This window comes from Staphylococcus shinii (assembly GCF_017583065.1).
In the GTDB taxonomy this organism is placed as follows: Bacteria; Bacillota; Bacilli; order Staphylococcales; family Staphylococcaceae; genus Staphylococcus; species Staphylococcus shinii.
In genome coordinates this window covers 348,536-374,004 of the sequence record NZ_JAGEVL010000003.1, presented here as the reverse complement: position 1 = coordinate 374,004, position 25,469 = coordinate 348,536, and the positions used below count along the sequence as shown (strand labels likewise).

Genomic DNA, 25,469 nt, shown 5'->3' with positions numbered 1-25,469 from the left:
GGAGGAATTTTATATGAGCAAAAAAAGTTATTGCTTTCTTTTGTTAAAAAGACGCGCTTGTGGTGTTGCTTTTAATTTAGCAATTGGTAAAGATTTTACGTTTAACGATTTAAATTTGGCGTCCAACGTTACATGTTCAACTGACGTACAACAAGATGTTGGTCGTTGGTTTGCATACTTTGTAAAGAACACGCCAAGTGTTCCATTTGTCATTATTGGTAAGAATAGCAACGGGAACTTAGTGTATCGTAAAACAGGACCAAATCCAATGCGTCACAAAAGTAACTGGAAAGGCGGTAACAACTAATGACTAACAACATATTCAAGCAATATCCATACTGGTTAGATTCAACTGCATGGTATGAACTTATTCGAGCAAAAAACAAAAATGACGAAGATAAGATAATTCGTTTATCTAGTCCAATCATCATAGAAAACAAATTTCTCGACCCTACTACAGGGGTTGAGAAATTGACTATCACGGATGGCAAAAATATTGAACGTATTGAAACGTCAGATATTCTAACGACACAAAAGTTACCTAGACTGGTTATGTTTGGGTTCAGCATCAATGAAAAGTACATTAAATCGCTAGGTAATGCACTACAATTAATGCGTCAATCACTGCCCATTTCTACATTGTATACAGGTGTAGGTGTCTTACGTACTGATGAAGGTACTGTCATTTCATTAGATGAACCATATCTTTCAAAAGACATCGAGCAGTCTCAGGCTGATGAAATCATTTGTGAAACAAAGTATGACTTACAACCTAAAGGTACATTTGAAGGCTGGTGGCAAATGTATCTTGATGAAGTAAAAGGAAACTTGTTACTGGAGCTTGCTGTGATATTTGGTGTTTCTTCATTAGTGACTGCGTTCTTAAAAACAAAGCATGAAGTCGAATATTTTGGCACGATATTTTCATTTATGGGGAACTCTAGTACGGGTAAATCGACTGCAGCGGCATTAGCAGTTTCAATAGCAGGTAATCCATCTAAAGGTGACCAAACATTATTCAGAGGTTGGAACGGCACCCGTAATGCAATTGAAGGATATTTAAGTAACAACTTTGGTGTTCCTATTGCCTTAGATGAATTATCAGCAGCTACCTTTAAAGATACAAATGGTTTACTTTATTCCCTAGCAGAGGGGCAAGGTCGTCTACGTGCTAATCGAGAAGGAAATGTAAAAAATCCTCACCACTTTGGATCTAGTGTGATTAGTACAGCAGAACACACAATATTCAAAGATGCTAGTGCAAATGATGGTTTGAGAGCAAGATGCATAGAAATTTCTGATGTCTTTACAACAAGCGCTGACAATGCAGATGCTATTAAAAAAGGAACATCAAAAAATTATGGACACGTAATGCCGTTAGTAGCTGAATATCTTCTAAATCGTGAATCTGAAGTAATCAAGTGGTTTCATAAAGAACACGATTGGTTCAAAGCACAGCTTAACAATGAAACAAACAATGTAGGTATTCGAATGTTCAAACGCTATGCAACAATAACGACATCAGCACGAATATTAGAACGTGTAATTGCAACCCCTATCGATTTGGTCGCAGTTAGAGAGTACCTAGTTAGTTATCATGTAGATTCAATAAGTGAGCGCAGTTTGGGAGCCAAGGCGATTGATAGTGTAGTTCAGTTCGTGGCACGCAATCGTAGTAAGTTTGCGGAAAATGAAAAACTCTCCATAATGACTGAAAATTATGGCCTTATTGAGCTGAAAGACGATCACATTCAAGTCAAGATGCTTAAAGATGTTTTTAAACATATGTTGGAAGAAAACCAATACCAAGATGTAAAAAATGTAATAGATAGTTTAAGAGCAGAAGGATATATCCAGATGGATTCCGATCGGATAGCTATCAAACGTAATGTCAAAGATACTCAAGGCAAAACAAAAACGATCTTGTTCTACCATCTTATATTGCCTAGTGAGTTTGCATCTGTTCTCGGTTTAAGCTCAAATTCTGAACCATACACACCACCGCAATTTGATGGTAATACAAATCCAGATTTGCTTAATAACTTTATGAAACAAGCGAAAGAAAAAGAAGCAAATGATGATTTAGACCTATAAATTTGAATATTATACCGCTACAACGCGCTATGCGTTGTAGCTCATTAAATTAATCGGAGGCATAAAAATGAAAACAAACGTCAACTTATTAAATTACACAATTACTTCAGTGGAAGTCGATGATCATCAAAAACCTATTGTCGTTAATTATATCGACAGATACTACCATATGCAACAATATGTATTAACTGAAACGGAACAGAAGCTACTAAAATTTTATCACTTGTACCCTGAATTCATAAATGAAAAAGAGATAACTGAACATATTGTTCCAAGTATACGGAGTGAACGAATAACAATGCAACATGTTATCAATTCAATATAATTTGATATTTGGAGGTTGAACCATATGGACGAATTAATCACATTACTCGCTGATTTAGTGATTGAAGAAATTAATCATGCTGATGACTAATAATAACGCCCAACACCAGGCAGGTGTTGGGCTCATCTATAAATTCGTTCATAAATATATATTATCACTTCGAAAGGAGGAAACACGATGAAACAAGCAATTGGTTACTTACGACAGAGCACTACAAAGCAACAATCCTTAGCAGCACAAAAACAAACCATCAAGGCATTAGCCGAAAAACATAATATTCAACACATTACCTTTTATAGCGATAAACAATCAGGACGTACTGATAAGCGGAATGGTTATCAACAAATTACTGAACTGATTCAACAGGGACAATGTGACGTATTATGTTGCTATCGTCTAAATCGACTTCATCGTAATTTGAAAAATGCATTAAAACTCATGAAATTGTGTCAAAAATACCATGTTCATATCTTAAGCGTTCATGATGGCTATTTTGATATGGATAAAGCGTTCGATCGGCTCAAACTCAATATTTTCATCAGCTTGGCCGAGCTAGAATCTGATAATATAGGCGAACAAGTCAAAAATGGAATCAAAGAAAAAGCGAAACAAGGTAAACTGATTACAACACATGCACCATTTGGTTATACCTATCGCAATGGTACATTCACAATTAATCAAGATGAAGCACCAACGGTGAAGGCAATATTCCATTACTACCTACAAGGCTATGGTTATAAGAAAATTGCGCAATACCTAGAAGAAGATACTAAGCTAATCAACCGAAAACCCTATCAAGTACGTAACATTATTATGAACCCTAATTACTGTGGACGTGTGAATAACAAATACGGTACTTTTGATAATATGTTCCCATCTATTATCAGTAAAGCAATGTATAAAAATGCTCAAGCAATCCGTATTAAGAAGCAACTTCACTGTATACCTTCAGAGAATCAGCTGAAACAAAAAATAAAATGTCCTTGTTGTGGTTCAAACCTTACCAACATGACCATTAAAAAAACCAATCATTCATTACGTTATTATGTCTGTCCTAAAAACATGAATGCATCACGTTTCATATGTGACTTTAAAGGCATAAACGCTGAAAACCTAGAAAAACAGGTCTTAGAATCTTGCCAAAAATTCTTTCGAGACCAACAGCTCTATTCGAAAATCAAACATGCTATTGAGAAACAGCTCAAAAAACAAAAAATGCATAATACTAATAACACATTAACTCATGAAAAGCTCATTGAAAAATTAGCACAAGGAACAATTGATGTAGAAACATTCAGAGAACAATCTCAATCGATAAACCTGCAGCATAAACCTATACAAGCAATAAGTGATATTCGGATAAAAGCATCACTACAAAAGGTTATACAGAAAAATTTCACGTTAAACATGCTGCATCCCTATATTGATGAAATTCGCATTACTAAAAACAAAACCCTTGTTGGGATCTATTTCAAAAATGAACCATTGAACATTGTGAACCAAACCTCGCAATCATTGAATGTCTAACAAGAAAGGATGAAAAAATCATGCAACAACTCAAACAAAAACGTGTCGGTATCTATGTCCGTGTATCGACTGAAATCCAAAATACAGAAGGTTATAGTATTAATGGCCAAATCAATCAGATTAGAGACTACTGTCAATTTCACCATTTTGAAGTCACAGATATTTACGCTGATCGTGGTATCTCAGGAAAATCTATGAACCGTCCTGAGCTCCAACGTATGTTGAAGGATGCGAATGAAGGTCATATCGATTGTGTCATGGTGTACAAAACAAACCGACTGGCACGTAATACATCAGACTTACTCAAAATTGTCGAAGATTTGCATAAGCAAAATGTCGAATTTTTCAGTTTGTCTGAACGTATGGAAGTCAATACTTCTTCTGGTAAACTCATGTTACAAATACTTGCGAGTTTCTCAGAATTCGAACGTAATAACATTGTCGAGAACGTATTCATGGGCCAAACCAGACGTGCCCAAGAAGGCTATTATCAAGGAAATTTACCGCTAGGCTATGACAAAATACCCGACAGTAAACACGAATTGATGATTAATCAACATGAAGCTAATATTGTAAAATATATTTTCGAATCTTATGCCAAAGGGCATGGCTATCGTAAAATTGCCAATACACTAAATCATAAAGGCTATGTCACTAAAAAAGGGAAGCCTTTCAGTATAAGTTCTATTACTTATATTCTATCCAATCCTTTCTATATGGGTAAAATTCAATTTGCGAAGTACAAAGATTGGAATGAAAAACGTCGTAAAGGACTGAATGATAAACCGATCATAGCTGAGGGTAAGCACGCCCCTATTATTAGCCAAGCATTATGGGATAAAGTGCAAGCACGTAAAAAGCAAGTCAGTCAAAAACCCCAAGTTCACGGTAAAGGAACTAATCTATTAACAGGTATCGTTCATTGTCCCCAATGCGGAGCACCTATGGCCGCGAGTAATACTACTAATACACTCAAAGATGGGACAAAGAAACGCATCCGCTACTATTCGTGTAGTAATTTTCGAAATAAAGGCTCAAAGGTATGTTCTGCGAATAGTGTTAGAGCCGATGTCATTGAAAAATATGTTATGGACCAAATACTTGAAATTGTCAAAAGTGATAAAGTTCTCAAACAAGTTGTCGAACGTGTCAATCAAGAGAATCAAGTCGATGTAGTTGCACTTAACCATGATATTGCTTATAAACAACAACAATTTGATGAAATTAACACTAAACTTAAAAATCTAATTCAAACCATCGAAGACAATCCAGACTTAACATCTGCACTCAAACCAACCATTCATCAATATGAAACACAACTGAATGATATCACAAACCAAATGAATCAACTCAAGCAGCAACAAAATCAAGAGAAACCATCTTATGATACTAAACAAATCGTTGCTTTATTACAACGAATATTTCAAAATATAGAATCCATGGATAAATCACAGCTCAAAGCTTTGTACCTAACGGTTATTGACCGTATTGACATTCGTAAAGATGAGAATCATAAAAAGCAATTCTACGTTACACTAAAACTTAATAATGAAATTATTAAACAACTTTTCAATAATAATAATCTAGACGAAGTGCTCCTCAGCACTTCGTCTTTATTTTTGCCTCAAACACTCTACTTTCAAATTTAATATCTATGTACTGTCCTTTCGTCATTCAATAACACCCATCTAACGAATCTTTTCAACATACTAACAAGTCATAACTCAATGTGAAGCTTATATTGATATGACGAAAGAACATCCCAAAACAAAATATAAGTGGGATAGTAACGGGATTGGCTAACTTCATGTAGGAGAAGGATTACGCAAGCGTAATCCCAAAATCCCGTTATTATTTATAAATAAATAATATAAAAAGAAAAATAAGTCGTAATAACACCACCAAATCCAAATGATATATAAATATATAGCTATATTTCCCGAGAAATGAGCGGGATAACGGGATTTCCTTGTTATATCAACAATTGTGACGACTTTCTATTGGGATCTTTTCTGTATTTCAGTGGGATTTCTAGGCGAAACAAATGGTATTTAAAACTTATATTATCAAAATGATGTATCACATGCATACATCCATCAAACACATTAGGAGGTCATAACAATGACATTGGAACAACAACTCAAGCACTATATAACCAACTTATTCAAACTGCCAAAAGATGAAAAGTGGGAATGTGAATCTATCGAGGAAATCGCTGATCATATCTTACCTGACCAATATGTAAGGCTTGGGCCACTCAGTAATAAAATACTTCAAACCTACACCTACTACTCTGATACACTTCACGAAAGTAATATCTACCCTTTCATTCTCTACTATCAGAAACAGCTCATAGCCATTGGCTATATTGATGAAAACCATGATATGGATTTCTTATATCTACACAACACTATCATGCCCCTTTTAGATCAACGATACTTACTAACAGGAGGACAATAATATGCATAAATATATCAAACTAACACAATTAGCAATCACTATCCTAAGCGAAATCATTACATGGATGAAAGAATCAGAACGAAAGGAGATCTCTTATGAATAGATATATCACTCGTGGTATTGCCAATAGCTTACCTATCATCTTACAAAAACAATTATGGCAACTTGTAGCACGACGAGAACAAACACAATCAAAAGGCAAGGAATCATTGGATTATTTTCATATATTCCAATTCAATATGCAAAATAACCAACTATATATCAAACACAAACAAGAACGTCCTGAGTATGTCAAAACGCATAAGGCAAATGTCAAACAGTCTATCGATATCAATAAGGTCTACATTATCCGAGAAGATGATGTAGACCTTTCTTATTACGTCATGTTATTACCAGAAGAATACTAGAGGAGTGAATATTACATGAAAACAATAAAAAATACATTAGAAACTGAAGCCATATTCAGTGATGACCAACAACATCGCTATCTACTTAAGAAAACATGGGACAGTGAAAAACAAACACTTACAATCATTACAATGTATCCAAATTTTATGGGCCTTCTTCGTATAGACTTAACAACTCAGCTCATTATGAACAAAGTTTCAGAAATGGATGCATTTGGCTCAATCAATTTTGTGAATCTATATTCCAATATTACAACACCCCTCAATCTCAAACATCTAGAAAACGCCTATGATAATCATACCGATATTCAAATTATGAAGGCAGTGAAAGAATCGGATGAAGTAATATTAGCCTGGGGTGCTTACGCTAAAAAGCCCGTTGTTGAAGCACGTGTCAATGAAGTATTAGAGATGTTGAAACCACATAAGACGAAAGTGAAACAACTCATGAACCCAGTAACCAATGAAATTATGCACCCCCTTAATCCAAAAGCAAGACAGAAATGGACTTTGAAAGCATAACCCATATATGGAGGTAAACGATGAAAGAAATCAATATTGTTTCACTACAAATGATAAAAACAGATACATTAAATTATCTAAAAAATCGTATTTCAAACCCTGGGGATGCGACAGAAATTATGCGTTCATTCATTGGAAACAGTGATCGAGAACATCTCATACTTATATGTATGAATAGTAAAAACGAAACTACACATATTCAAACACTATCGATAGGTTCTATTAACCAAACAGTGATTCACCCCAGAGAAACATTCAAAACAGCGATGCTCAGTAACGCCAACAGTATTATGCTAGGACATAACCATCCAAGTGGAGATGTAACACCCTCTCATGAAGATATCAATGTGACCGAACGATTAATGCTCATCAGTGAAATGATGGGCATTTTATTTTATGACCATGTTATTTTCTCAAATAGTAACGCCTATTCCATTAGAAAACATAATTTAAAAGTAGAGGTATAGCCGTATTTTGTCATTACCGCTATTTCTTCACTTATCAATATTTATAAAATCTCTTTATATCAATGTATTTATCTAAAAAATATTTTTCACAACTTTTATTAAATATACGGAGGATTGACTTATTGTGACAAACCTATTTTGTAATGTATAACTTAAAGGAGGTGACATATTGGATCGTGCATTTCGAATATTAACAATATACCATCGTTTACTACAGAATAAATCCGTCAACAAACAATCACTTACATTAGAACTCAATACGAGTCCTAGGACGATACAAAGAGATATCGACGATACCAGAAACTTCTTATATGAAAGTAAATCGTGGATCAGTACACCTAAAGCAATCACGTACGATTATAAATCAGAAAGTTATAAGCTCGAACAAGATAAGCATGAAAATATGCATTTTATGTATGATATTTTGACTGCTTTATACCTGACGACACCCAAATTAAGTCATTACTTTTATCAATATCTTAAATTATTAATCATCAAACATCATTCAGGTCATCGAACTACATTACTAAAATATCTTGACCGCTTTGAAATTGATAAAAATCAAACAGGTATTTTGCCAGCATCATTAGTTGTTCGCGCAATGAATGAAATTTATATAGATGATATTAATCAAATGAATCTGAGTTTGTCTGAAAAATCCGTGGATATACAAGAAAAATCAAAGTTACAAACCTATATCACGTTTTAAATCGGTAAAGATGTGTGGTCAAAAATGCATCGATTTTATCAAATTCATGTAATAGAAAAATATGATGCACATTATCTTATTGTCACTTTCAAGATGACAAGAGTCGAAGCTATTCAACTCCGTTTTATATATCAATCCAATATACGTATCATTTCACCCCCTGATTTAAGAGAACAAGTGATTGATGAATTACTTTTACTACAATTAACATATTTAAAACAACAAGTTCAAAAGTAAACCAAGCAGACAATGTTTTACAAATAATATTAATTATAATGAAAGGAATGATAATCATGAGTAACATCATAAAAACGATAGGCAAAGGCATTGGAAAAGGTGTCGGTGCAGCAGCAGGTCTAGGTATTTTAGGTTCTTATTTCAAAAGAACTTTCACAATAAAAGGACCACTAGGTAAAGAAATAACAAGAATTATAGAAAATCACTTTAGTGAACCTGTAGAAATCAAAGCATAATATAGAGGTAACCATTTTCAAAGACACATTGATTTCAAAATATGTCCTTTTTTAATTATTGTAGAATAAATATAGAAAAGCGTAGCAAAATAGATTAATATAAGGGCCTGGATATAAATTCCAGGCCCTTATATTACTTGTTACAGCAATTGTTATTATCTTCTTGCTCTTTTTCATCTTTTTCTTTTTTTTCGTTCTTTTCCTCAATTTCTACCGAACAACATGACTGTTCTTGAGGTTTTATTTTTTTTAATGCGTCTTTAATACCCATTATTTCACCTCCTTTAAATAATGATATTCACAATCAAACCTGTAGCAATGGCTACAATTAAAATTGCAATAATGAATGATATTACAAATTTTTTCTTGAATAGCTTAGATAGCAATACGACCTCTGGAATACTTGCGCCAGCACCACCAATTATTAATGCAACTACTGTTCCTAGCGACATACCTTTTGATACTAATGCTTCGGCTATAGGTAACATTGTTTCTGGTCTGATATACATAGGGATACCGATAACAGAAGCAATAAACACCGATATAAAACCATCACCACTTGCATACTTAGTTATAAATTCTTCAGGTATGAATCCATATATAAAGGCACCAATAAATACACCAATAAATAGATAAGGTAACATTGGGTATAAAAATGCCCACGCATCGTTTAATGCTTGTTTAAAACGAGATCCTGTTTTATTAGCAAAAAAGCCATCACCTTTAACATTGACCCCTTTATAACTTTCAGCTAAATTCATTTTTGAAAATACTAAACCTGTTAAAATACTGAAAATTGCTAGTACTACAAAATAAACAATGGCTACTTTCCATCCTAATAAAGCCCATAACATAAATATCATTAATAGGTTCATTAATGGTGAAGCAATCAAAAAACTCATAGCCGGACCAAAAGGAACTTTGGAATTTAATAGACCTGCAAGTATTGGAATAGTTGAACAAGAACAAAATGGTGTAACAGCACCAAACACCATACCTAATATGTAATTGACAGCTTTATTAGGTTTGCTCAAAAGCTTTTTAATTTTTTCTTCTGATACAACTTGTTGAATCAGACTTACTATAAAACTCACTACTATAAATAGTAATAATAATTCAAAAAATAACATCAGAAATGTTTTTATGAATTCCATAATTGAATCTATCATTAGTATAACGCCTCCGAATTCATTTAATCAACTTTTCTTGATGTATTAATCAAAAAAATTTGATTAATTCTATGTTATAAAGAAGATACTTAAAGTATCTTACAGCAAGTATCTTCATTTAAAACCACCTGTATTTGTTGCTCATTAATTTTATAATAATTCCATGTGCCATGCTTTTCAGCAATAAGAATATTTGCATCTACTAATTTTTTTAAATGATAGGAAAGTTTAGATTGTTTTAACGCTAATAATTCTTCTAGATCACAAACACATAAAGATTTTGAATCGCTTTGACGTATTGATTGTAGAATTTTAAGCCTGATTTTATCAGCTAGCGCATTAAACATCTGTTCATAAAAGTCTAATTTTTCTTCCTCACTTCTATTAGGACTGGACTTAATAATTTCCATTAAATAATCACCTCTCTTATATATAGATATTTCTATTTTTGTTTGAGTTCTTGTATTGCTTGATTAAAATGAGTTTCTGTTATTTTACCATACATGTCAGGTTCTCCTTTAAAGAATTCATTTTTCATATATGATATAGCTTCTTTTAAAGAAACTTCTCTTGATATCATAATTAGATTTAAGTAGCTAACAAAATAATCAACAGATAATGTACTTGCATGATTTATTCTCATAAAATCGAACTCCTTTATAAAATACTAAAATGATACATCAATTTTTTTTGATGTATTAAATATAAATTATTATTTCAACTTTTGCAAGATAATAAAACTAGTTATTTAGGACGCATTCTAATCTAATACTAAAATTAGTCAAAAAACTACATAGACATAAAACTATATAGATGTTAATCTATGTAATGAAAAGGAGGTATTATTTATGTCTTATAAAGAATTATCAGCAATATTAAAAGTTTTATCAGATCCAAGCAGGTTAGAAATATTAGATTTACTTTCTTGTGGTGAGCTATGCGCTTGTGACTTATTAGAACACTTTCAATTCTCACAACCTACACTAAGTCATCATATGAAGTCATTAGTAGATAACGAATTAGTTACAACACGAAAAGACGGCAACAAACATTGGTATCAACATAATCATGCTATTTTAGATGATATTATTCAAAACTTAAACATCATTAATACATCTAATCAAAGATGTGTATGTAAAAATGTGAAATCAGGTGACTGTTGATGACCATTTTAGCAATTATAATCTTCTTGTTAACTTTAATCTTTGTGATATGGCAACCAAAAGGTTTAGATATTGGTATTACAGCTTTAATTGGAGCTGTTGTTGCTATCTTTACAGGAGTCGTAAGTTTTTCCGATGTATTAGAAGTAACCGGTATTGTTTGGAATGCAACTTTAACTTTTGTAGCTGTTATTCTAATTTCATTAATATTAGATGAAATTGGTTTTTTTGAATGGTCTGCAATACATATGGTCAAGGCTTCAAACGGTAATGGCTTAAAAATGTTTGTTTTTATTATGTTACTTGGGGCAATTGTAGCAGCATTTTTCGCAAATGATGGTGCGGCTTTAATCTTAACTCCTATTGTATTAGCGATGGTAAGAAATCTAGGGTTTAATAAAAAAGTTATTTTCCCATTCATCATTGCCAGTGGCTTTATCGCTGATACTACATCACTACCCTTAATTGTAAGTAACTTAGTTAATATCGTTTCTGCAGATTACTTCGATATTGGATTTATTGAATATTTTAGTCGAATGATTATTCCTAATATATTCTCTCTGATTGCTAGTATTCTCGTTTTATGGTTATATTTCAGAAAATCTATACCTAAAACGTTCGATACAGAAAATCTTTCACATCCTAAAAATGCAATTAAAGATTCTAAATTATTTAAGATTTCATGGATTGTATTAGCAATACTACTTGTGGGTTATCTTGTTAGTGAGTTTATTCAAATCCCTGTATCAATCATTGCTGGTATTATTGCTATTATCTTTGTACTGTTAGCTCGCAATTCCGAAGCTGTGCATACGAAACAAGTAATTAAAGGTGCACCATGGAATATTGTCCTATTTTCAATTGGTATGTATTTAGTCGTATTCGGCTTGAAAAACGTAGGCATCACCACAATTTTAGCTGATGCATTATCCAATATTTCAAGTTATGGACTATTCAGTAGTGTTATGGGCATGGGCTTTATATCTGCTTTGTTATCATCAATTATGAATAATATGCCTACAGTTTTAATAGATGCAATTGCTATCGGACAATCGAATGTAGTTGGAACAATTAAAGAAGGTATGGTTTATGCGAATGTCATAGGTTCTGATTTAGGACCTAAAATAACACCGATTGGTTCTTTAGCAACATTATTGTGGCTACATGTCTTAACACAAAAAGGTGTGAAAATTTCGTGGGGAACATACTTTAAAACTGGAATTATCATTACTATTCCGGTCCTATTTGTAACACTCTTAGGTTTATACCTTACACTAATCATATTTTAAGAAAAGAGGCTTTAATTATGGATAAGAAAACAATTTATTTTATATGTACAGGAAACTCTTGTCGTAGCCAAATGGCTGAAGGTTGGGGAAAAGAAATATTGGGTGAAGATTGGAATGTCTATTCTGCTGGTATTGAAACACATGGTGTTAATCCTAAAGCAATAGAAGCTATGAAAGAAGTGGATATTGATATCTCAAACCATACATCAGATTTGATTGATAGTGATATCTTAGAACAGTCAGCTTTGGTCGTAACATTATGTAGTGATGCAGACGATAATTGCCCTATATTACCACCTAATGTTAAAAAAGAACACTGGGGCTTTGATGATCCAGCAGGAAAAGAATGGCCAGAATTTCAACGTGTTAGAGATGAAATTGGAAAAAGAATACAAGAATTCAAAGAAACGCTCGTTTAATGTGAGCGTTTCTTTATATTTAAGTCATACATTTTATTAATAATGATTTCATTTCTATATCTTTGATATAATAGTATGCCATTTTCCCATCCTTGTAAAAATCCAGCACGTCTCTTTTATACAGAGCTCTCAAATGATGTGATGTTGAAGCTATACTCAAACCTAATGTTATAGATAAGTCACAAACACATAATTCTTTCTCTTTAATTAGAGCTAATATAATTTTCAGCTTATTCTCATCACTTATCTTTAATAATGTATTGATAAGCCGTTGAGTTTTTTCTTCTTTTAAAAATCTTAAAGCATAATTCACTTTTTCCTCATGAACACAAATGACGTCACAAATTTTATTGTTACTCATATTAAGTCACACCTTAATTTATAATATAAATCCTAATATCGTTTGTATGGTTTCATTTTCAATAATAATAAATAAGCCCAATGCTATGTAAATAACAGCCATAATCCAACGACTGAATTTCTCAACAATTTCACCCACACCAGGAATTCTAGCTAGTTTTTGTGCTGTGAATACTAAAAAGAAAATTAAAACTAAAAATACAATTAAGGTAGTCAGTAATTCAATAATATCCAATGCTACAAAATAAGGGACAAATAAACCAATATTATCTGCACCACAACTTGCAATTGTCACTAAAGAAACAGTCCCTACTAATTTGGACAAACCTTTTTCGTTTAATTCTTTTTTTGCTCTTTTTTCACCTTCACAATCATCATAAATAGCAACTTTTATACCTAAGTAGATGGGGATCAAACCTAATAAACCTAATATCCATTTCTCTGGAACATAATTTAACACAAAAGCTAAAAATAAACTGACTAATATGAGGATAATCGATCCTAAATATTGACCTATATAAATATCCCTATATTCTTTTCTAGTCTTTGCTCTAGCAAAAAATATTAATAAAATCACTAATAAATCTACCGCAGTTGCAATATAAAGTATTGCCGCAGTTATAATAGTCTGAACCATAGAGCACCTCATTCAAATATACATTTGAATGAATTGTATCATATATTGCATATCTTATGAATAATAAATATTAGAACCGAAAAGTGACACTTTAACTGATAGTAAGGGGCTGTGTACATACGAGTGATTTATAGATTCTTTGAGAATACGACTTAAAGCGATTTTAATTTGTCAATTCATTGCATTTTGTTTTTTTAACAATTTCACCAATAAGAAGAACCTTATAAAAACCGCATCATTTATGATACGCTTCACAAAAACATAACAGCAATTCTCATAAACCGCATACGTTCCGATACGTTCAAAATCCCTTTATGAAGCGGCTGAAAAAACCGCATCATTTATGATATGCTTCACAAAAACATAACAGCAATTCTCATAAACCTCACACGTTCTGATACGTTTAAAATACCTTTATGAAGCGGCTGAAAAAACCGCATCATTTATGATATGCTTCTCCTCGCATAATTTTAAATGCACGATATATTTGCTCTATCAATATGACGCGCATCATTTGGTGTGGGAAGGTCATTTTACTGAATGATAATGCATAATCGCTGCGGTTTAGCACGTCTTTATGTAAGCCGTTGGATCCACCAATAATAAAGGTGAAGTCACTTTGTCCTCTAGTCATTCGTCCTTCTATTTCTTTAGCTAATCCTTCAGACGTCAACATATTGCCTTTGATTTCAAGCGTTATGACAGTTGACTGAGGTTTTACTTTTGCTAGTAAGCGTTGACCTTCTTTTTCTTTAACCTGTTCAACTTCTTTATCGCTCATATTTTCAGGTGCTTTTTCGTCAGGCACTTCTATAACTTCAATTTTGGAGTATGCTCCTAAACGTTTTTCATATTCTGCGATTGCTTGTTTCCAGTATTTTTCTTTTAATTTACCTACTGTTAGTATCGTAATCTTCATAATTGTCCTCCAAATTCATAATAAACAATAGTTGTTAGAGTTATCCACAAGTTGTACACTTATTCACACTATTCCCTCTTATTATAACAGGAATGTATATCATTATTTAATAATGTTTACGTTTTCTAAACAAAAAAACGTTAATAACATGTTAATTTGTGGATAACCCTGTGTATAATGTGGGTATTTCCATGTTAATTGTGCACATCTATGGATAAAAAAGTGGATAAGTTGATGGGTGTCTTACATACTTATTCACAAATTTTACGTTTTCTTCATGATTTTTACCTTTAAAAACCTTTTATTAGCCAAGTTATCCACTGCTTATAATTATGCTCTAATTGTATATGAGGTTTCAATTAAGACACAGGGATGTATGACCAACGAATTTAGCAATACTCTTCTTACACATAATAAAAACCAATATCTCAAATTGTGATATTGGTTAGGTTATGACAATACAAATCAGACTAATGATTTATCAATAATCGCTAGTCTTCCTCAATTAATTTGTGAGTTTATTTATAGATTGCATCATTCCTACGTAATACTTCATTAAAAAGCGCTCAGCTCAGTCTCAAACATCATATTAAATCTCGGCTTATTTATGAAAAGTCTCTGAATTTTTCAATTTAATGCCGCTATAAAAGTAAGTTAACGTTGGCTTATTTCCAATGCTTTACAATCCGCTAAATTTTTCAGTTATACTCGCTTCCTCTTTTGTATTACATTAGCTAATGCATATAGAAGCCCTAACCCCTTCAATCAAGGGGCAAGGGCTTCTATAACGTATATATTGGAGTTGCATTGGCTTTGTCAGTATCGCACAACAATACTTCTTTTTCTGTGTCGATGTCGTGTCCATTGAGAACTTGTCCGACGCTCATGCGAGCTAAATCTTTCATGTTGTTATCTTGAGATAAGTGAGATAGGTAAATGCGTTTAGTGCTACCTGTGATGACGTCTGTCATTGCGTGTGCTGCATCTTCATTGGAAACGTGTCCCATGTCACTCAAGATACGTTGTTTTGTCTTCCATGGATAACCGCACATGCGTAGCATATCTACATCGTGATTACTTTCAAAGACGAAGGCGTCACTGCCTTGAATCATACCTTTCATACGATCTGAAACGTAACCTGTATCTGTTAAAATCGTAAACTTCTTATAGTTGTTATGGAATATATAAAATTGTGGATCGATAGCGTCATGTGAAACGTTAAACGATTCGATATCGAAGCCAGCTAATGATTTCGTTTCGTATGGATTAAAGATGAATTTTTGATCCATTGGAATTTTACTGTCTTTCTTTTCGATGGCTGACCATGTTTTTTCATTCGCATAAATAGGTAGGTTGTATTTACGTGCTAATACGCCTAATCCTTTAATATGGTCTGAATGTTCGTGAGTAACTAAGATGCCGTTTAAGTCTTTAATCTGTTTATCAATTTGTCCAAAAAGTTCTTCCATTTTCTTCCCAGTCAATCCTGCGTCGACTAAGATACTGCCTTTATCATTTTCCACATAAGTGGCGTTTCCTGTACTACCACTCGCTAATACACTCATACGTATCAAGCGATTCACCCTTTCTAATCTGTAAACACTGTTTAGTAATATATTGTTATAGGGCAGACTTCGGTTTATGTGCCGTCAATATACCCTCTGTCTAAAATTTTCATTGCTCGTGCTGTTAGGAGCACTGCGCATAGCTAATGTAACCTCATGCATACGACTGCAATCACAGAATTTAAAAAATCCTGTCGCATAAAATTATTTTCTCTTTTCCGCTTCAACTTCTCGCGAATTTTACGCTTTTATTATACTACAGCGCTTTATTTTTTGCTTTTGTATAACGCTCATCAACAGTATTTAATTTTAACATACTTTATGGATATTTCATCTGAATAAAATTGGAAAGGTTTGTTAATCATTTTTCAATTCATAAAAATAAAAGATTCATCTCCTACGCAATGTAGAAAACAAATCTTTTATTTCATGCTATATAGTGATATAAATTTCTTATTTCTTGGAATAAACGCTATTATTTTGTATTGTTTTTAGTCCAAATTTTCACTTTATTATTTCCAGTAGTGAGCGTTTGAAGAGGACCTATCATAGACTCATGTTCTCTCAGATCATCATTTAAATCTGTGTTGAGTGTTAATGAATTGCCATTTTCATCTTCAAAGTCTGCATCAACAATACGTACTTTAGGTAATGTCTCGGTATCATATACTTTTCCTTTAAATTCAATAAATGATTCTGGTACAGAGATATTTAAATACACATCATTACCTTCTTCAACTATTGATAAATCAGGGTCAACACTTTCATTTATAAAATTACGATTTTCTCTATTAAATTGATTTGCTTTATTAAAATATGCATTATCTTCAATATATACTGGTTGTTTTATCTTATGGAATGACTCATGGTCGCCTTCTTCTTTAGCAACCGCTTCTTTAAATTCTGATAGTGACGTGGTATAACCATTATAAATTTCAGTTCCGACATTAGGTATACCTTCTTGTCCAATAAATATGTTGTTATAAAATCTATCATCTCCACCATAAACTGGCGCAAATCCTGCTATTAATGTACTGTGTGGCACATGGTATGGCGTGGCTCTATCCAACATTAACCTATGTACTATTTCGCCATTAATAATATTATTAACGTAAGCCCCACCTTGGGCATGGTTGTCTAAAGCATAATCCGCAGTTAGTATATTGTTATCTACAATATACGGACCGTTACTTACTTCTACGAACAAGTCTCTAGTATTATTGTTAAATATGTTCTTACTTATTCTTGTGCCTTGTGTCTGCCAATCAAACCACATACCTAGTGAGCAATTATGAACATAATTGTTGTACACTTGTGTATCTATCGCAGCATGCAACTTGATACCTGCAATTTCATAACCAAAAAATTCTCTCTTATTACCTATATTATAAATATGGTTATTATATATTTTACTAAAGGCACTTCCTAGATGTCCTACTACTGCATTTTGTCCACAATCATGTATCACATTATTTCTAATGATATGTGACCCTATGGTTTCTTTATTCCAATCACTATTGGCTGCCTTAAAGACGGTTTCTATTTGATATTGATAACCTGGTTTGTCTTTTCTATAAGTATTTAAATTGTCACCTGTTGAAATTTCTTTACCTATAGCAATCGCACTACACACGGCGTTATAAAGTATGTTATTTTCGATAATCCACCCTTTACTCCAATGTGTATCAATCATGCCTGTCTGTGCTGCAGTTGGAGGCGACCATTGCGTTGCCACATTCGCAATTTCAAAATTTCTAATTGTAATATAATTTGTATGCATTTTGAAGGGACGAAATGCGCTTTTTCTAACATTTATTTCCGTTACTTCATTATTGGGGTTATAGTCATGAAAATTCACATATATCGTTGTTATATCTTTTTCTACTTTTGCGTACCAGACATAGATTGATTGGTCTTTATAGTCATAAGTAACTTGTTTATTTGTCCAATGATCTAGTGTTTCTTCAACCAATTTCGGATCAGCCAATTGTTCATATTCACTTACTTCAAAAAGTGATTGATTGTTTAAATATACTTGTCCTAAACTCTTATCGTTATCGACCGCTAACCAATCGCCAAATAATTTTGTAGCAAATGGGTTAAAATCTTTAAATATCGTGTTATCTATTTCTACTTTCCATATACTGCCATCGATTTGTTGCCATCCTGTTATTTCTTCAGAGCCTTTAATCATTACCTGTTCGTCTTTAGCTGCTTCAAATGAAATTCTTCTAGATTCACTTAATCCTGTGTTTATATGTGTTATTTCTTCGTGATATATCCCTTCATGCACAATGATACTGTCCCCAGGTTGTGCAACAGAAGCAGCTTTATCTATTGTTAAGAACGGTGATTCAACATTACCTAATCCACAATCTGAACCTTTTTTATCTACATGAATACAATTTGTCATAGTAATCCCTCATTTTATTTATATATTTGTTTGTCTCTCATTTCACCTACGTTATTTGTTCTAATTTGTTCTTTTATGTGTTTAATAAATTTTTCATAATTCAAAAATAATGCGAATATGGTTACGATAGCGACTGCTAATAATGGAAAATAAATCTGCATGGATTTTATAGCAAAAATGGTACTTTGTGATTGAACTGAGGCTCCGGCAACATAGCCACCTACGGACAGTGACCATCCAACAATTGCAGATTGCAATCCTGAACCAATCTTCATGCCAGCACTTGCTAAACTAAATATTGATCCTTGTACTGGTACGCCCGTCTTCCAATAAATAATATCTCCAACATCTGCGACAATACCGCTTAATGCTGCTGTAAAAGGTACTAATCCTATTCCATGAATAATTAATCCAACGACTAAAAGTATTAAGTTCTCTGAGAATATGCCCATCATAATATATGAAATAATAGATATAATTAATCCGATGATAATACTATTTTTGATACCTACTTTTTCAGCAAATTGAGGTGCTACTAATAATCCTAAAATGGTAGGCAATAGTGTCGCTATACTCATAATTGCCATTACATTGGCGTCATTAAAAATGTACGTTGCGTAGTAGATTCTCATACTATTATCTGTCTGTCTCAAATACCACAATAAATATAAGACGATTGTAATCAAAAAATATTTTTCAGTTATTAAAGATTTAATAATTAAACTAAATGGAATACGCTTTGTTTTTTTAACTTCATGATATTGCTTTTCGGCCACATTTCTCTCTTTTACAAAATAACCTGTAATCATTAATGGGATTGCACATAACAACGCGTATATAGCTGAGGTATATGTCCAACCTTGCTGATTATCGCCAAAACTTGTTACAAAATAGACTGTGAAAGTTGTTATACATAACACACTGATATTAGAAAATATGAAGCGTATACTTCCTAGTGAAACTCTATCTTTTTCATTTTTAGTCATAAATGATACTAGTGATGAATAAGCAACATTATTTGCTGTATAAAAAATAACTGAAATCAAAAAATATACGATAAAAATATATGCAATTTGACCTGTATAACTAAACGATGTTGGCACATTAAATAACATAAATGTTAAAACGCCCAATACAGGTGCTGTCCAAAAGACCCAAGGCTTGGCTTTCCTCATTTTAGTGTTTGTATTATCTATAATACTTCCCATAAAAATGTCTGAAAAACCATCTGCAAAACGACAAAAAAGTATAATAGTCCCAATAACTGAGCCTGCTATGCCTACTATGTCTGTCATATAAATAATGATAAATGATGCAATAAAAGTCCAACTGTAATTAGCACCAAAATCCCCTACCCCAAATGCAATTTTTTCAGAAGTGCGTAACTTAGTTGAACCATTAACTTGGCTTTCGTCAGCATAAGAACTATCATGCGTACCCGAAATTTTATCCATTGAATTCCCCCTTTGCTAGTTGGTTTGTTTTTTAAATTAACTAACTAGCTTAAGTGAAATATTACCATTACCCTTTGATTTTGTAAACGCTTTCTCATTAATGTTTTATGTCTTACTTCAAGAGTTAAGCCATTCCTTATTGTTTTTAGGTATAAAAAACGCACATCTCTTTAAGAGACGTGCGTTCGATCAGTTATATTATTCTTCAATTACTTTCGGGCTATCAGATACGGCTTCAACATAGTAAGTTTTAATCTTTTCTCCGTGTTTTACTTTAATCTCCCAATTGGCTTCGAGTACTTGCACATTGGGTTCTTTCACAACCGTATAGTAACCAAGTCTTGCGTTCGTGACTTCATCGTTGCGTTTAAGATAACGGTTAAAGTAAAGGGCTTCTATTGCGCTTCTCGCTGTATTTACTTGTTTTTCCTCATTGTTAGCACCTTCTGAGGGTGTGATGGACTTCATTGCTGTCTGTTTATAGCTTGAAGCTTTACCATCGTCATTAATATTAAATTCTAATCTCGCTTTGTTGTTATTCATAATTGGATAATCATCGTACGTTTGTTCAAACGTTACGTTTTTGTTATCTATGTTACTCATTTCATAATCTTTACCTTTATACACTTTATCTTTAACGTATGACTTTAAATCGGTGTATTGATCATTGCTGACATCGATAGGGTTACTGATATCACCTTTAGCCATAGCGCCTGAGTCTTCACTTGATATATCAGAATGCGCTTTAGCATAAGATGAAAAATCAAATGAACGCGCGGTTAATAACTGCATTTTTAAATTTTTAACACTTGGGAGATTATCTGGAATTTTAATTTCTTCTTGTTTAAAATCGACAGCATTTTCAGCTTCACTATCATTGATATGGGACTTATTCACCTTATCTATATAGATAAGGACCAAGCTAATGTTCACTAGAATAAAGACGAAAATAAATAAAGTTTTTGTAAGTTTCCAGTTCATTTATTCTAGCCCCCCATCGCTGTATGCACGCCATTCGCCATCATATTGTACATACCATTGTGGTTTGAATTCACTATTGCGTTGGATTTCAATATCCGCATTGTCTGATTTGTTATCCATATTGTAGCCGATAGTCATGTTTGTTACTTCTTCAAAGTTAATCTCTGGGTTGTTTGCTAATTCTGCGCGTACAGTCTCAGCACCAGGCAATTTAACCTCATCTTCACCACTATCAATTGTTACATTTGCTTTCAATAGTGCTCTTGCATAACTAAAGACGCCTTTATCGCCCCATGATACTTTAATGTTATTAAGATCATCATTATTAAATGTTGGACGACCGTTTAAGAACATTTGATATGTGAGTTCACCTGTCTTGTTATCCACATTGAATAATCTGAAATCATCCGTAAAGCCGCCGTGATTATTTATATAATCAAAGGTACTTGGTATGCTTTCTTGCATATTAGTAGAACGATTTTCATCTTCTGAGAGATTAGTATAACGATACTTTTCACTGTCATCGCTATAATTGGCAACGCCCGTGTTATTATTATAAGTTGCGTTACCACTTTTCGAACTACGTACAACGACAGAATCATTAAATAAGATTGCATTCATCGTATCTACACTAATGCGATTGTAAATGGTGTGGTATGATTTCAAGCCTTTAGGGGCTTTTGGTGCAAAAATGTGTGTAGCTTTATCAATCGTATCTTTGTTTGTAATAATTTCTGTATAAGGCTGCATACTTTTTTGTTGTTGCTTCATCACTTTTTCAAATTGGCTTAGTTTAGCAGACGTTGTCATACGCACAACGTTATGACGATCTTTACTAATCGCATAGAGTTTCACTGTACCATCTTTATTATTGTCGACGATTAAGCGATCGAATTTAAAATTGTTTGGCACTTTGGCATTAATATTCAAGGCTTGGCCTAAATAAGTTGCTAGTGGCATATCATAGGTAAAATCTAATACTAAAAATTCATCACTAAGGTCTGGAATAATTAAATTATGATTGCTGTGCATTTGTTCTGAACGTAATACACGATGATTTTTTAGTGGTTCCAGTGTTGCTTCTACATTGCTTTTTGTGGCTTCCATACCTTCGGAATCTTCACCTTTAGAATGAATTATCTGATAGGGTGTTACCACTTTATCCATTCCTTGATCTAGTGGTTTACCTATCGTTTTAGCTTCTGTTTCTTTATTATTATCTTGCTTATCCACATTGGCTAAATCAGGTGAAAAATTCCATGTCATATATGTTAAAACTGCACTCATTAATACAAGGAGAATAAGGATTATGGATTTGATTAACTCTTTACTCCGCATCCCAATCACCATCTTCTAAGACTTCACATGGAAGTGTAATAAAGATTGACGTACCTTGTCCTTCTACACTGTTAGCCCATATACGACCATTATGAGCTTCTACTATTTCTTTAGAGATAGCTAATCCTAGACCTGTACCACCCATTTTACGTGTACGTGCTTTATCTACACGATAGAAGCGGTCAAAGATTTTATCTACTTTATTGATCGGGATACCAATACCATTATCTTTCACACGAATGGTCATACGATTATATAACGCATTCTGTTTCACGTGAAACTCAACGCGTTTATCGCCACGTGAATATTTCATCGCATTGGTAATAACGTTATCAAATACTTGTGTCATCTTGTCTGGATCAATTTCAGTAAAGATGGTTTGTTTTGGAATTTCACGAATAAATGTCGTATCTTTTGCGGACATCTCATGACGATTAATGATTTTATTGATAAACATATTAAAGTCGACGATTTCTTTAGTAATTTGGTCAGATTCGTTATCCATTTTAGATAATTGTAGTAAATCGTTTACAAGGCGAATCATACGTTCTGTTTCTTCACGTGTAACAGACAGGAATTGTGGTGCTAAGTCGTCATCTTTCCACGCGCCACCTTCTAATGCTTCTATATAACTGTTCATTGAAGTCAGTGGTGTACGTAATTCGTGAGAAACGTTTGCAACGAATTCACGACGTTCTCGTTCAACTTGTTGTTGTTCAGTTACATCATGTAGTACCGCAATATAACCTGTTACAAAGCCAGTTTCTTGAACAATCGTACTAAAGTTAACTCGAACGATAATGCCTTCCGTCTCATTGATGTCTAATAAGAAGCTATCGTTATTCTCTTGAATTTCATCTAATGAGAAATCTTCTTCAAGATTCAATACGTTAAGCATATAGTCACCGATAATATCTTCTTTCATGGTACCCATCATCGTTAACGCCATGTCATTAACAATACGTATGCGGCCGCGTCGATCTGTAGCGATAATACCGTCACTCATATGTGTAATAACGGAATCGAGACGCCGTTTTTCACTTTCGGTATTTGCCTGCGCTTCTTGTACACGTTTAGATAGGTTATTGAAGGCGAGTGCGAGCTCGCCAATTTCATCGTTACCATAAATTTTCACGCGTTGCGTATAGTTACCTTTAGACATTTCTACGGTCTGGTTCCGCATGTCTGTAATTGGTTTCGTAATTGTACGTGCAATAAAGAACCCAAGGATTATCGTAATTAACAATGAAATCCCTGTCCCAACGATAAAGATTTGGTTGATATTACTTAGCTGGTTATATACATCATTGATATCGGCTTCAATGTACACATCGCCAATCGTACCATCGTTAGATGTTTTAACAGGTAAGTTATATACCCAAACACGTTGTTTACCATTTCCGTAATCTTTTAATACGGTATGGCTATTGATTTCGCCTAGTGACAGCGCCTTTTGAATAGAATTATCATTGGCTTTTTGATTTATTAGACTACGCGTAGACTGCTTTGAAGTAGCCATGATTATTTGATCTTTATCAATAAAGCGAATTTCTTCTATTTCTTGTCTATTGGCATACTCATTCAATAAGTTTTGAACCTCTTTTTGAGCATTTACTGAATTATCTTCGTCATAAACCTTTTCTATATTAATTTCTATTTGTTTCGCATATTGCGAAATATTATTTTTAAATGTTTGTGTTAATTCTTTTTCTAGACTATTCGTAAAATATAAACCGATAATTTGCATACCGATTATAATCAGCAATACATAGACGATAACAAGTTTCGTGTGTAAGGATTGAAAATGTTTAAGCCATTTCATTTAACAGGGCCTCTAATCATGTTGTTGGAGGAAGTATCCAACACCACGACGTGTCACAATATACTCTGGATGAGAAGGGTCATCCTCAATTTTTTCACGTAAGCGTCGAATTGTAACGTCTACAGTACGCACATCACCAAAATAGTCATAGCCCCAAACGGTTTGTAATAAATGTTCGCGTGTCATGACTTGTCCCATATGTTTAGATAAATAATGGAATAATTCGAATTCACGGTGTGTTAATTCGATGTCACCGCCACGTTTTTTAATAGAATAAGCATCCGGGTAGATAACGATATCTTTAATAGTAATTTCATTAGATTCATCGTTAGTTTCTTGTGCTGGTTGTGAATAATGACGACGTAAATTTGCTTTCACACGTGCGATTAATTCACGTGTGCTAAATGGTTTCGTCACGTAGTCATCGGCACCCAGTTCAAGGCCTAATACTTTATCTATTTCTGAATCTTTTGCAGTCAGCATAATGATTGGCATTTCGTATTTTTTGCGTACTTCACGGCAGACTTCCATGCCATCACGACCAGGTAACATGATGTCTAACAACACAATGTCTGGTTCTTCATCATATATTAAATCTACTGCATCATTTCCATCGTAGGCACAAAATACTTCGTACCCTTCTTTTTTTAAATTAAATTCTAGAATGTCAGCAATTGGTTTTTCATCATCGACTACAACAACTTTTCTAGCCATATTTTATAAACCTCATTTCTATATTGTAGTACATTTACATTAAATTCTACGCATATCTCTATAATATAATTTACCATTTATGGCACTTCAATTCTATTTTTCTAAATAGAAAATTAAAATTGTGTATTGTAAAATTATAACATTGTTGCTATAAAATGGGTACTTTTCGAGTCATGAATAGATATATCCAGTCTAAACAAAATTACGTTTGCGTTCGAATTAATTGCTTACACAATGTATTT

At 33.2% G+C, this 25,469-nt stretch carries 29 protein-coding genes; 15 read left to right on the top strand and 14 right to left on the bottom strand.

Features of this window, described 5'->3' with window-relative positions; all coding sequences use genetic code 11:
* The first annotated feature begins 13 nt into the window (after nt 1-13).
* From ssb to J5E45_RS05530, 12 genes are all read left to right on the top strand, one after another.
* Nucleotides 14-307 carry a cassette chromosome ssDNA-binding protein gene (ssb, locus tag J5E45_RS05580; RefSeq protein ID WP_037576829.1) on the top strand — a complete coding sequence of 98 codons (294 nt, stop codon included), beginning with the start codon at nt 14-16 and terminating at the stop codon, nt 305-307.
* On the top strand, nt 307-2,094 hold the full coding sequence (gene cch1 / locus J5E45_RS05575; RefSeq protein WP_208181766.1) for a cassette chromosome replicative helicase: 1,788 nt from the start codon (nt 307-309) through the stop codon (nt 2,092-2,094). Before ssb ends, cch1 begins: the two co-directional genes overlap by 1 nt.
* 67 nt (nt 2,095-2,161) lie before the next feature.
* Nucleotides 2,162-2,419 carry a hypothetical protein gene (locus J5E45_RS05570; RefSeq protein WP_208181765.1) on the top strand — a complete coding sequence of 86 codons (258 nt, stop codon included), beginning with the start codon at nt 2,162-2,164 and terminating at the stop codon, nt 2,417-2,419.
* 177 nt (nt 2,420-2,596) lie between these two features.
* Entirely contained in the window at nt 2,597-3,946 is a 1,350-nt protein-coding gene (gene ccrA / locus J5E45_RS05565; protein WP_208181764.1) for a cassette chromosome recombinase CcrA, read from the top strand.
* Between the two features lie 20 nt (nt 3,947-3,966).
* On the top strand, nt 3,967-5,595 hold the full coding sequence (ccrB, locus tag J5E45_RS05560; protein WP_069995848.1) for a cassette chromosome recombinase CcrB: 1,629 nt from the start codon (nt 3,967-3,969) through the stop codon (nt 5,593-5,595).
* A gap of 472 nt (nt 5,596-6,067) precedes the next feature.
* Entirely contained in the window at nt 6,068-6,406 is a 339-nt protein-coding gene (locus J5E45_RS05555) for an SAUGI family uracil-DNA glycosylase inhibitor (protein WP_069995843.1), read from the top strand.
* A 95-nt stretch (nt 6,407-6,501) separates the two neighbouring features.
* Nucleotides 6,502-6,813 carry a DUF960 family protein gene (locus J5E45_RS05550; RefSeq protein ID WP_208181763.1) on the top strand — a complete coding sequence of 104 codons (312 nt, stop codon included), beginning with the start codon at nt 6,502-6,504 and terminating at the stop codon, nt 6,811-6,813.
* Nucleotides 6,814-6,828: 15 nt separating this feature from the next.
* A complete protein-coding gene (locus J5E45_RS05545; RefSeq protein WP_069995840.1) occupies nt 6,829-7,335 on the top strand; it encodes a DUF1643 domain-containing protein in 507 nt (168 codons plus the stop codon).
* A 20-nt stretch (nt 7,336-7,355) separates the two neighbouring features.
* Nucleotides 7,356-7,802, top strand: a complete 447-nt coding sequence (locus J5E45_RS05540) for a JAB domain-containing protein (RefSeq protein WP_208181762.1) — start codon at nt 7,356-7,358, stop codon at nt 7,800-7,802.
* A 169-nt stretch (nt 7,803-7,971) separates the two neighbouring features.
* Nucleotides 7,972-8,511 carry an HTH domain-containing protein gene (locus J5E45_RS05535; RefSeq protein WP_229347799.1) on the top strand — a complete coding sequence of 180 codons (540 nt, stop codon included), beginning with the start codon at nt 7,972-7,974 and terminating at the stop codon, nt 8,509-8,511.
* 24 nt (nt 8,512-8,535) lie between these two features.
* A complete protein-coding gene (locus J5E45_RS14335; RefSeq protein WP_229347794.1) occupies nt 8,536-8,748 on the top strand; it encodes a hypothetical protein in 213 nt (70 codons plus the stop codon).
* Between the two features lie 56 nt (nt 8,749-8,804).
* On the top strand, nt 8,805-8,984 hold the full coding sequence (locus J5E45_RS05530; protein WP_065865875.1) for a hypothetical protein: 180 nt from the start codon (nt 8,805-8,807) through the stop codon (nt 8,982-8,984).
* A gap of 133 nt (nt 8,985-9,117) precedes the next feature.
* Here J5E45_RS05530 and J5E45_RS05525 read toward each other — a convergent pair whose 3' ends face one another.
* The 4 genes from J5E45_RS05525 to J5E45_RS05510 all read right to left on the bottom strand — a co-directional run bounded on the left by J5E45_RS05525 (nt 9,118) and on the right by J5E45_RS05510 (nt 10,796).
* Nucleotides 9,118-9,255 carry a hypothetical protein gene (locus J5E45_RS05525; protein ID WP_107529391.1) on the bottom strand — a complete coding sequence of 46 codons (138 nt, stop codon included), beginning with the start codon at nt 9,253-9,255 and terminating at the stop codon, nt 9,118-9,120.
* Between the two features lie 13 nt (nt 9,256-9,268).
* Nucleotides 9,269-10,153, bottom strand: coding sequence for a permease (locus tag J5E45_RS05520; protein ID WP_208181760.1), 885 nt, complete (start codon nt 10,151-10,153; stop codon nt 9,269-9,271).
* Between the two features lie 89 nt (nt 10,154-10,242).
* Nucleotides 10,243-10,563 (bottom strand): ArsR/SmtB family transcription factor, encoded by a 321-nt coding sequence (locus tag J5E45_RS05515; protein ID WP_065865873.1) that lies wholly within the window; start codon nt 10,561-10,563, stop codon nt 10,243-10,245.
* Nucleotides 10,564-10,595: 32 nt separating this feature from the next.
* The gene (locus tag J5E45_RS05510; protein ID WP_107607656.1) at nt 10,596-10,796 is read right to left on the bottom strand and encodes a hypothetical protein; all 201 of its coding nucleotides are present in this window, start codon (nt 10,794-10,796) and stop codon (nt 10,596-10,598) included.
* A gap of 205 nt (nt 10,797-11,001) precedes the next feature.
* Here J5E45_RS05510 and arsR point away from each other — a divergent pair, with 205 nt between their 5' ends.
* From arsR to arsC, 3 genes are read left to right on the top strand one after another with little or no spacing between them, the layout of a single operon-like run.
* Nucleotides 11,002-11,316, top strand: a complete 315-nt coding sequence (gene arsR, locus J5E45_RS05505) for an As(III)-sensing metalloregulatory transcriptional repressor ArsR (protein ID WP_208181759.1) — start codon at nt 11,002-11,004, stop codon at nt 11,314-11,316.
* On the top strand, nt 11,313-12,605 hold the full coding sequence (gene arsB, locus J5E45_RS05500) for an arsenite efflux transporter membrane subunit ArsB (protein WP_181895124.1): 1,293 nt from the start codon (nt 11,313-11,315) through the stop codon (nt 12,603-12,605). Before arsR ends, arsB begins: the two co-directional genes overlap by 4 nt.
* Before the next feature lie 17 nt (nt 12,606-12,622).
* Nucleotides 12,623-13,024: an arsenate reductase (thioredoxin) gene (gene arsC / locus J5E45_RS05495; RefSeq protein WP_061854114.1), complete on the top strand. Its 402-nt coding sequence runs from the start codon at nt 12,623-12,625 to the stop codon at nt 13,022-13,024.
* A gap of 19 nt (nt 13,025-13,043) precedes the next feature.
* Here the strand turns inward: arsC and J5E45_RS05490 are convergent, their stop codons facing one another.
* The 10 genes from J5E45_RS05490 to yycF form a co-directional block, all read right to left on the bottom strand.
* Nucleotides 13,044-13,385 carry an ArsR/SmtB family transcription factor gene (locus tag J5E45_RS05490; RefSeq protein WP_011274432.1) on the bottom strand — a complete coding sequence of 114 codons (342 nt, stop codon included), beginning with the start codon at nt 13,383-13,385 and terminating at the stop codon, nt 13,044-13,046.
* 18 nt (nt 13,386-13,403) lie between these two features.
* Nucleotides 13,404-14,021, bottom strand: coding sequence for a CadD family cadmium resistance transporter (locus tag J5E45_RS05485; RefSeq protein ID WP_049426239.1), 618 nt, complete (start codon nt 14,019-14,021; stop codon nt 13,404-13,406).
* Nucleotides 14,022-14,460: 439 nt separating this feature from the next.
* Entirely contained in the window at nt 14,461-14,940 is a 480-nt protein-coding gene (gene rlmH, locus J5E45_RS05480; protein ID WP_069793285.1) for a 23S rRNA (pseudouridine(1915)-N(3))-methyltransferase RlmH, read from the bottom strand.
* A 782-nt stretch (nt 14,941-15,722) separates the two neighbouring features.
* Complete coding sequence (locus J5E45_RS05475) at nt 15,723-16,523, bottom strand: MBL fold metallo-hydrolase (RefSeq protein ID WP_141714648.1); 801 nt, start codon at nt 16,521-16,523, stop codon at nt 15,723-15,725.
* 457 nt (nt 16,524-16,980) lie between these two features.
* Complete coding sequence (locus J5E45_RS05470; RefSeq protein ID WP_202847880.1) at nt 16,981-18,918, bottom strand: right-handed parallel beta-helix repeat-containing protein; 1,938 nt, start codon at nt 18,916-18,918, stop codon at nt 16,981-16,983.
* A gap of 14 nt (nt 18,919-18,932) precedes the next feature.
* The gene (locus J5E45_RS05465) at nt 18,933-20,372 is read right to left on the bottom strand and encodes an MFS transporter (RefSeq protein ID WP_237282797.1); all 1,440 of its coding nucleotides are present in this window, start codon (nt 20,370-20,372) and stop codon (nt 18,933-18,935) included.
* Nucleotides 20,373-20,570: 198 nt separating this feature from the next.
* On the bottom strand, nt 20,571-21,353 hold the full coding sequence (locus tag J5E45_RS05460; RefSeq protein WP_208181757.1) for a two-component system regulatory protein YycI: 783 nt from the start codon (nt 21,351-21,353) through the stop codon (nt 20,571-20,573).
* On the bottom strand, nt 21,354-22,691 hold the full coding sequence (gene yycH / locus J5E45_RS05455; RefSeq protein WP_069793281.1) for a two-component system activity regulator YycH: 1,338 nt from the start codon (nt 22,689-22,691) through the stop codon (nt 21,354-21,356).
* On the bottom strand, nt 22,681-24,513 hold the full coding sequence (gene walK / locus J5E45_RS05450; RefSeq protein ID WP_039069547.1) for a cell wall metabolism sensor histidine kinase WalK: 1,833 nt from the start codon (nt 24,511-24,513) through the stop codon (nt 22,681-22,683). Before walK ends, yycH begins: the two co-directional genes overlap by 11 nt.
* Before the next feature lie 12 nt (nt 24,514-24,525).
* Entirely contained in the window at nt 24,526-25,227 is a 702-nt protein-coding gene (yycF, locus tag J5E45_RS05445; protein WP_029378693.1) for a response regulator YycF, read from the bottom strand.
* Between the last annotated feature and the right edge of the window lie 242 nt (nt 25,228-25,469).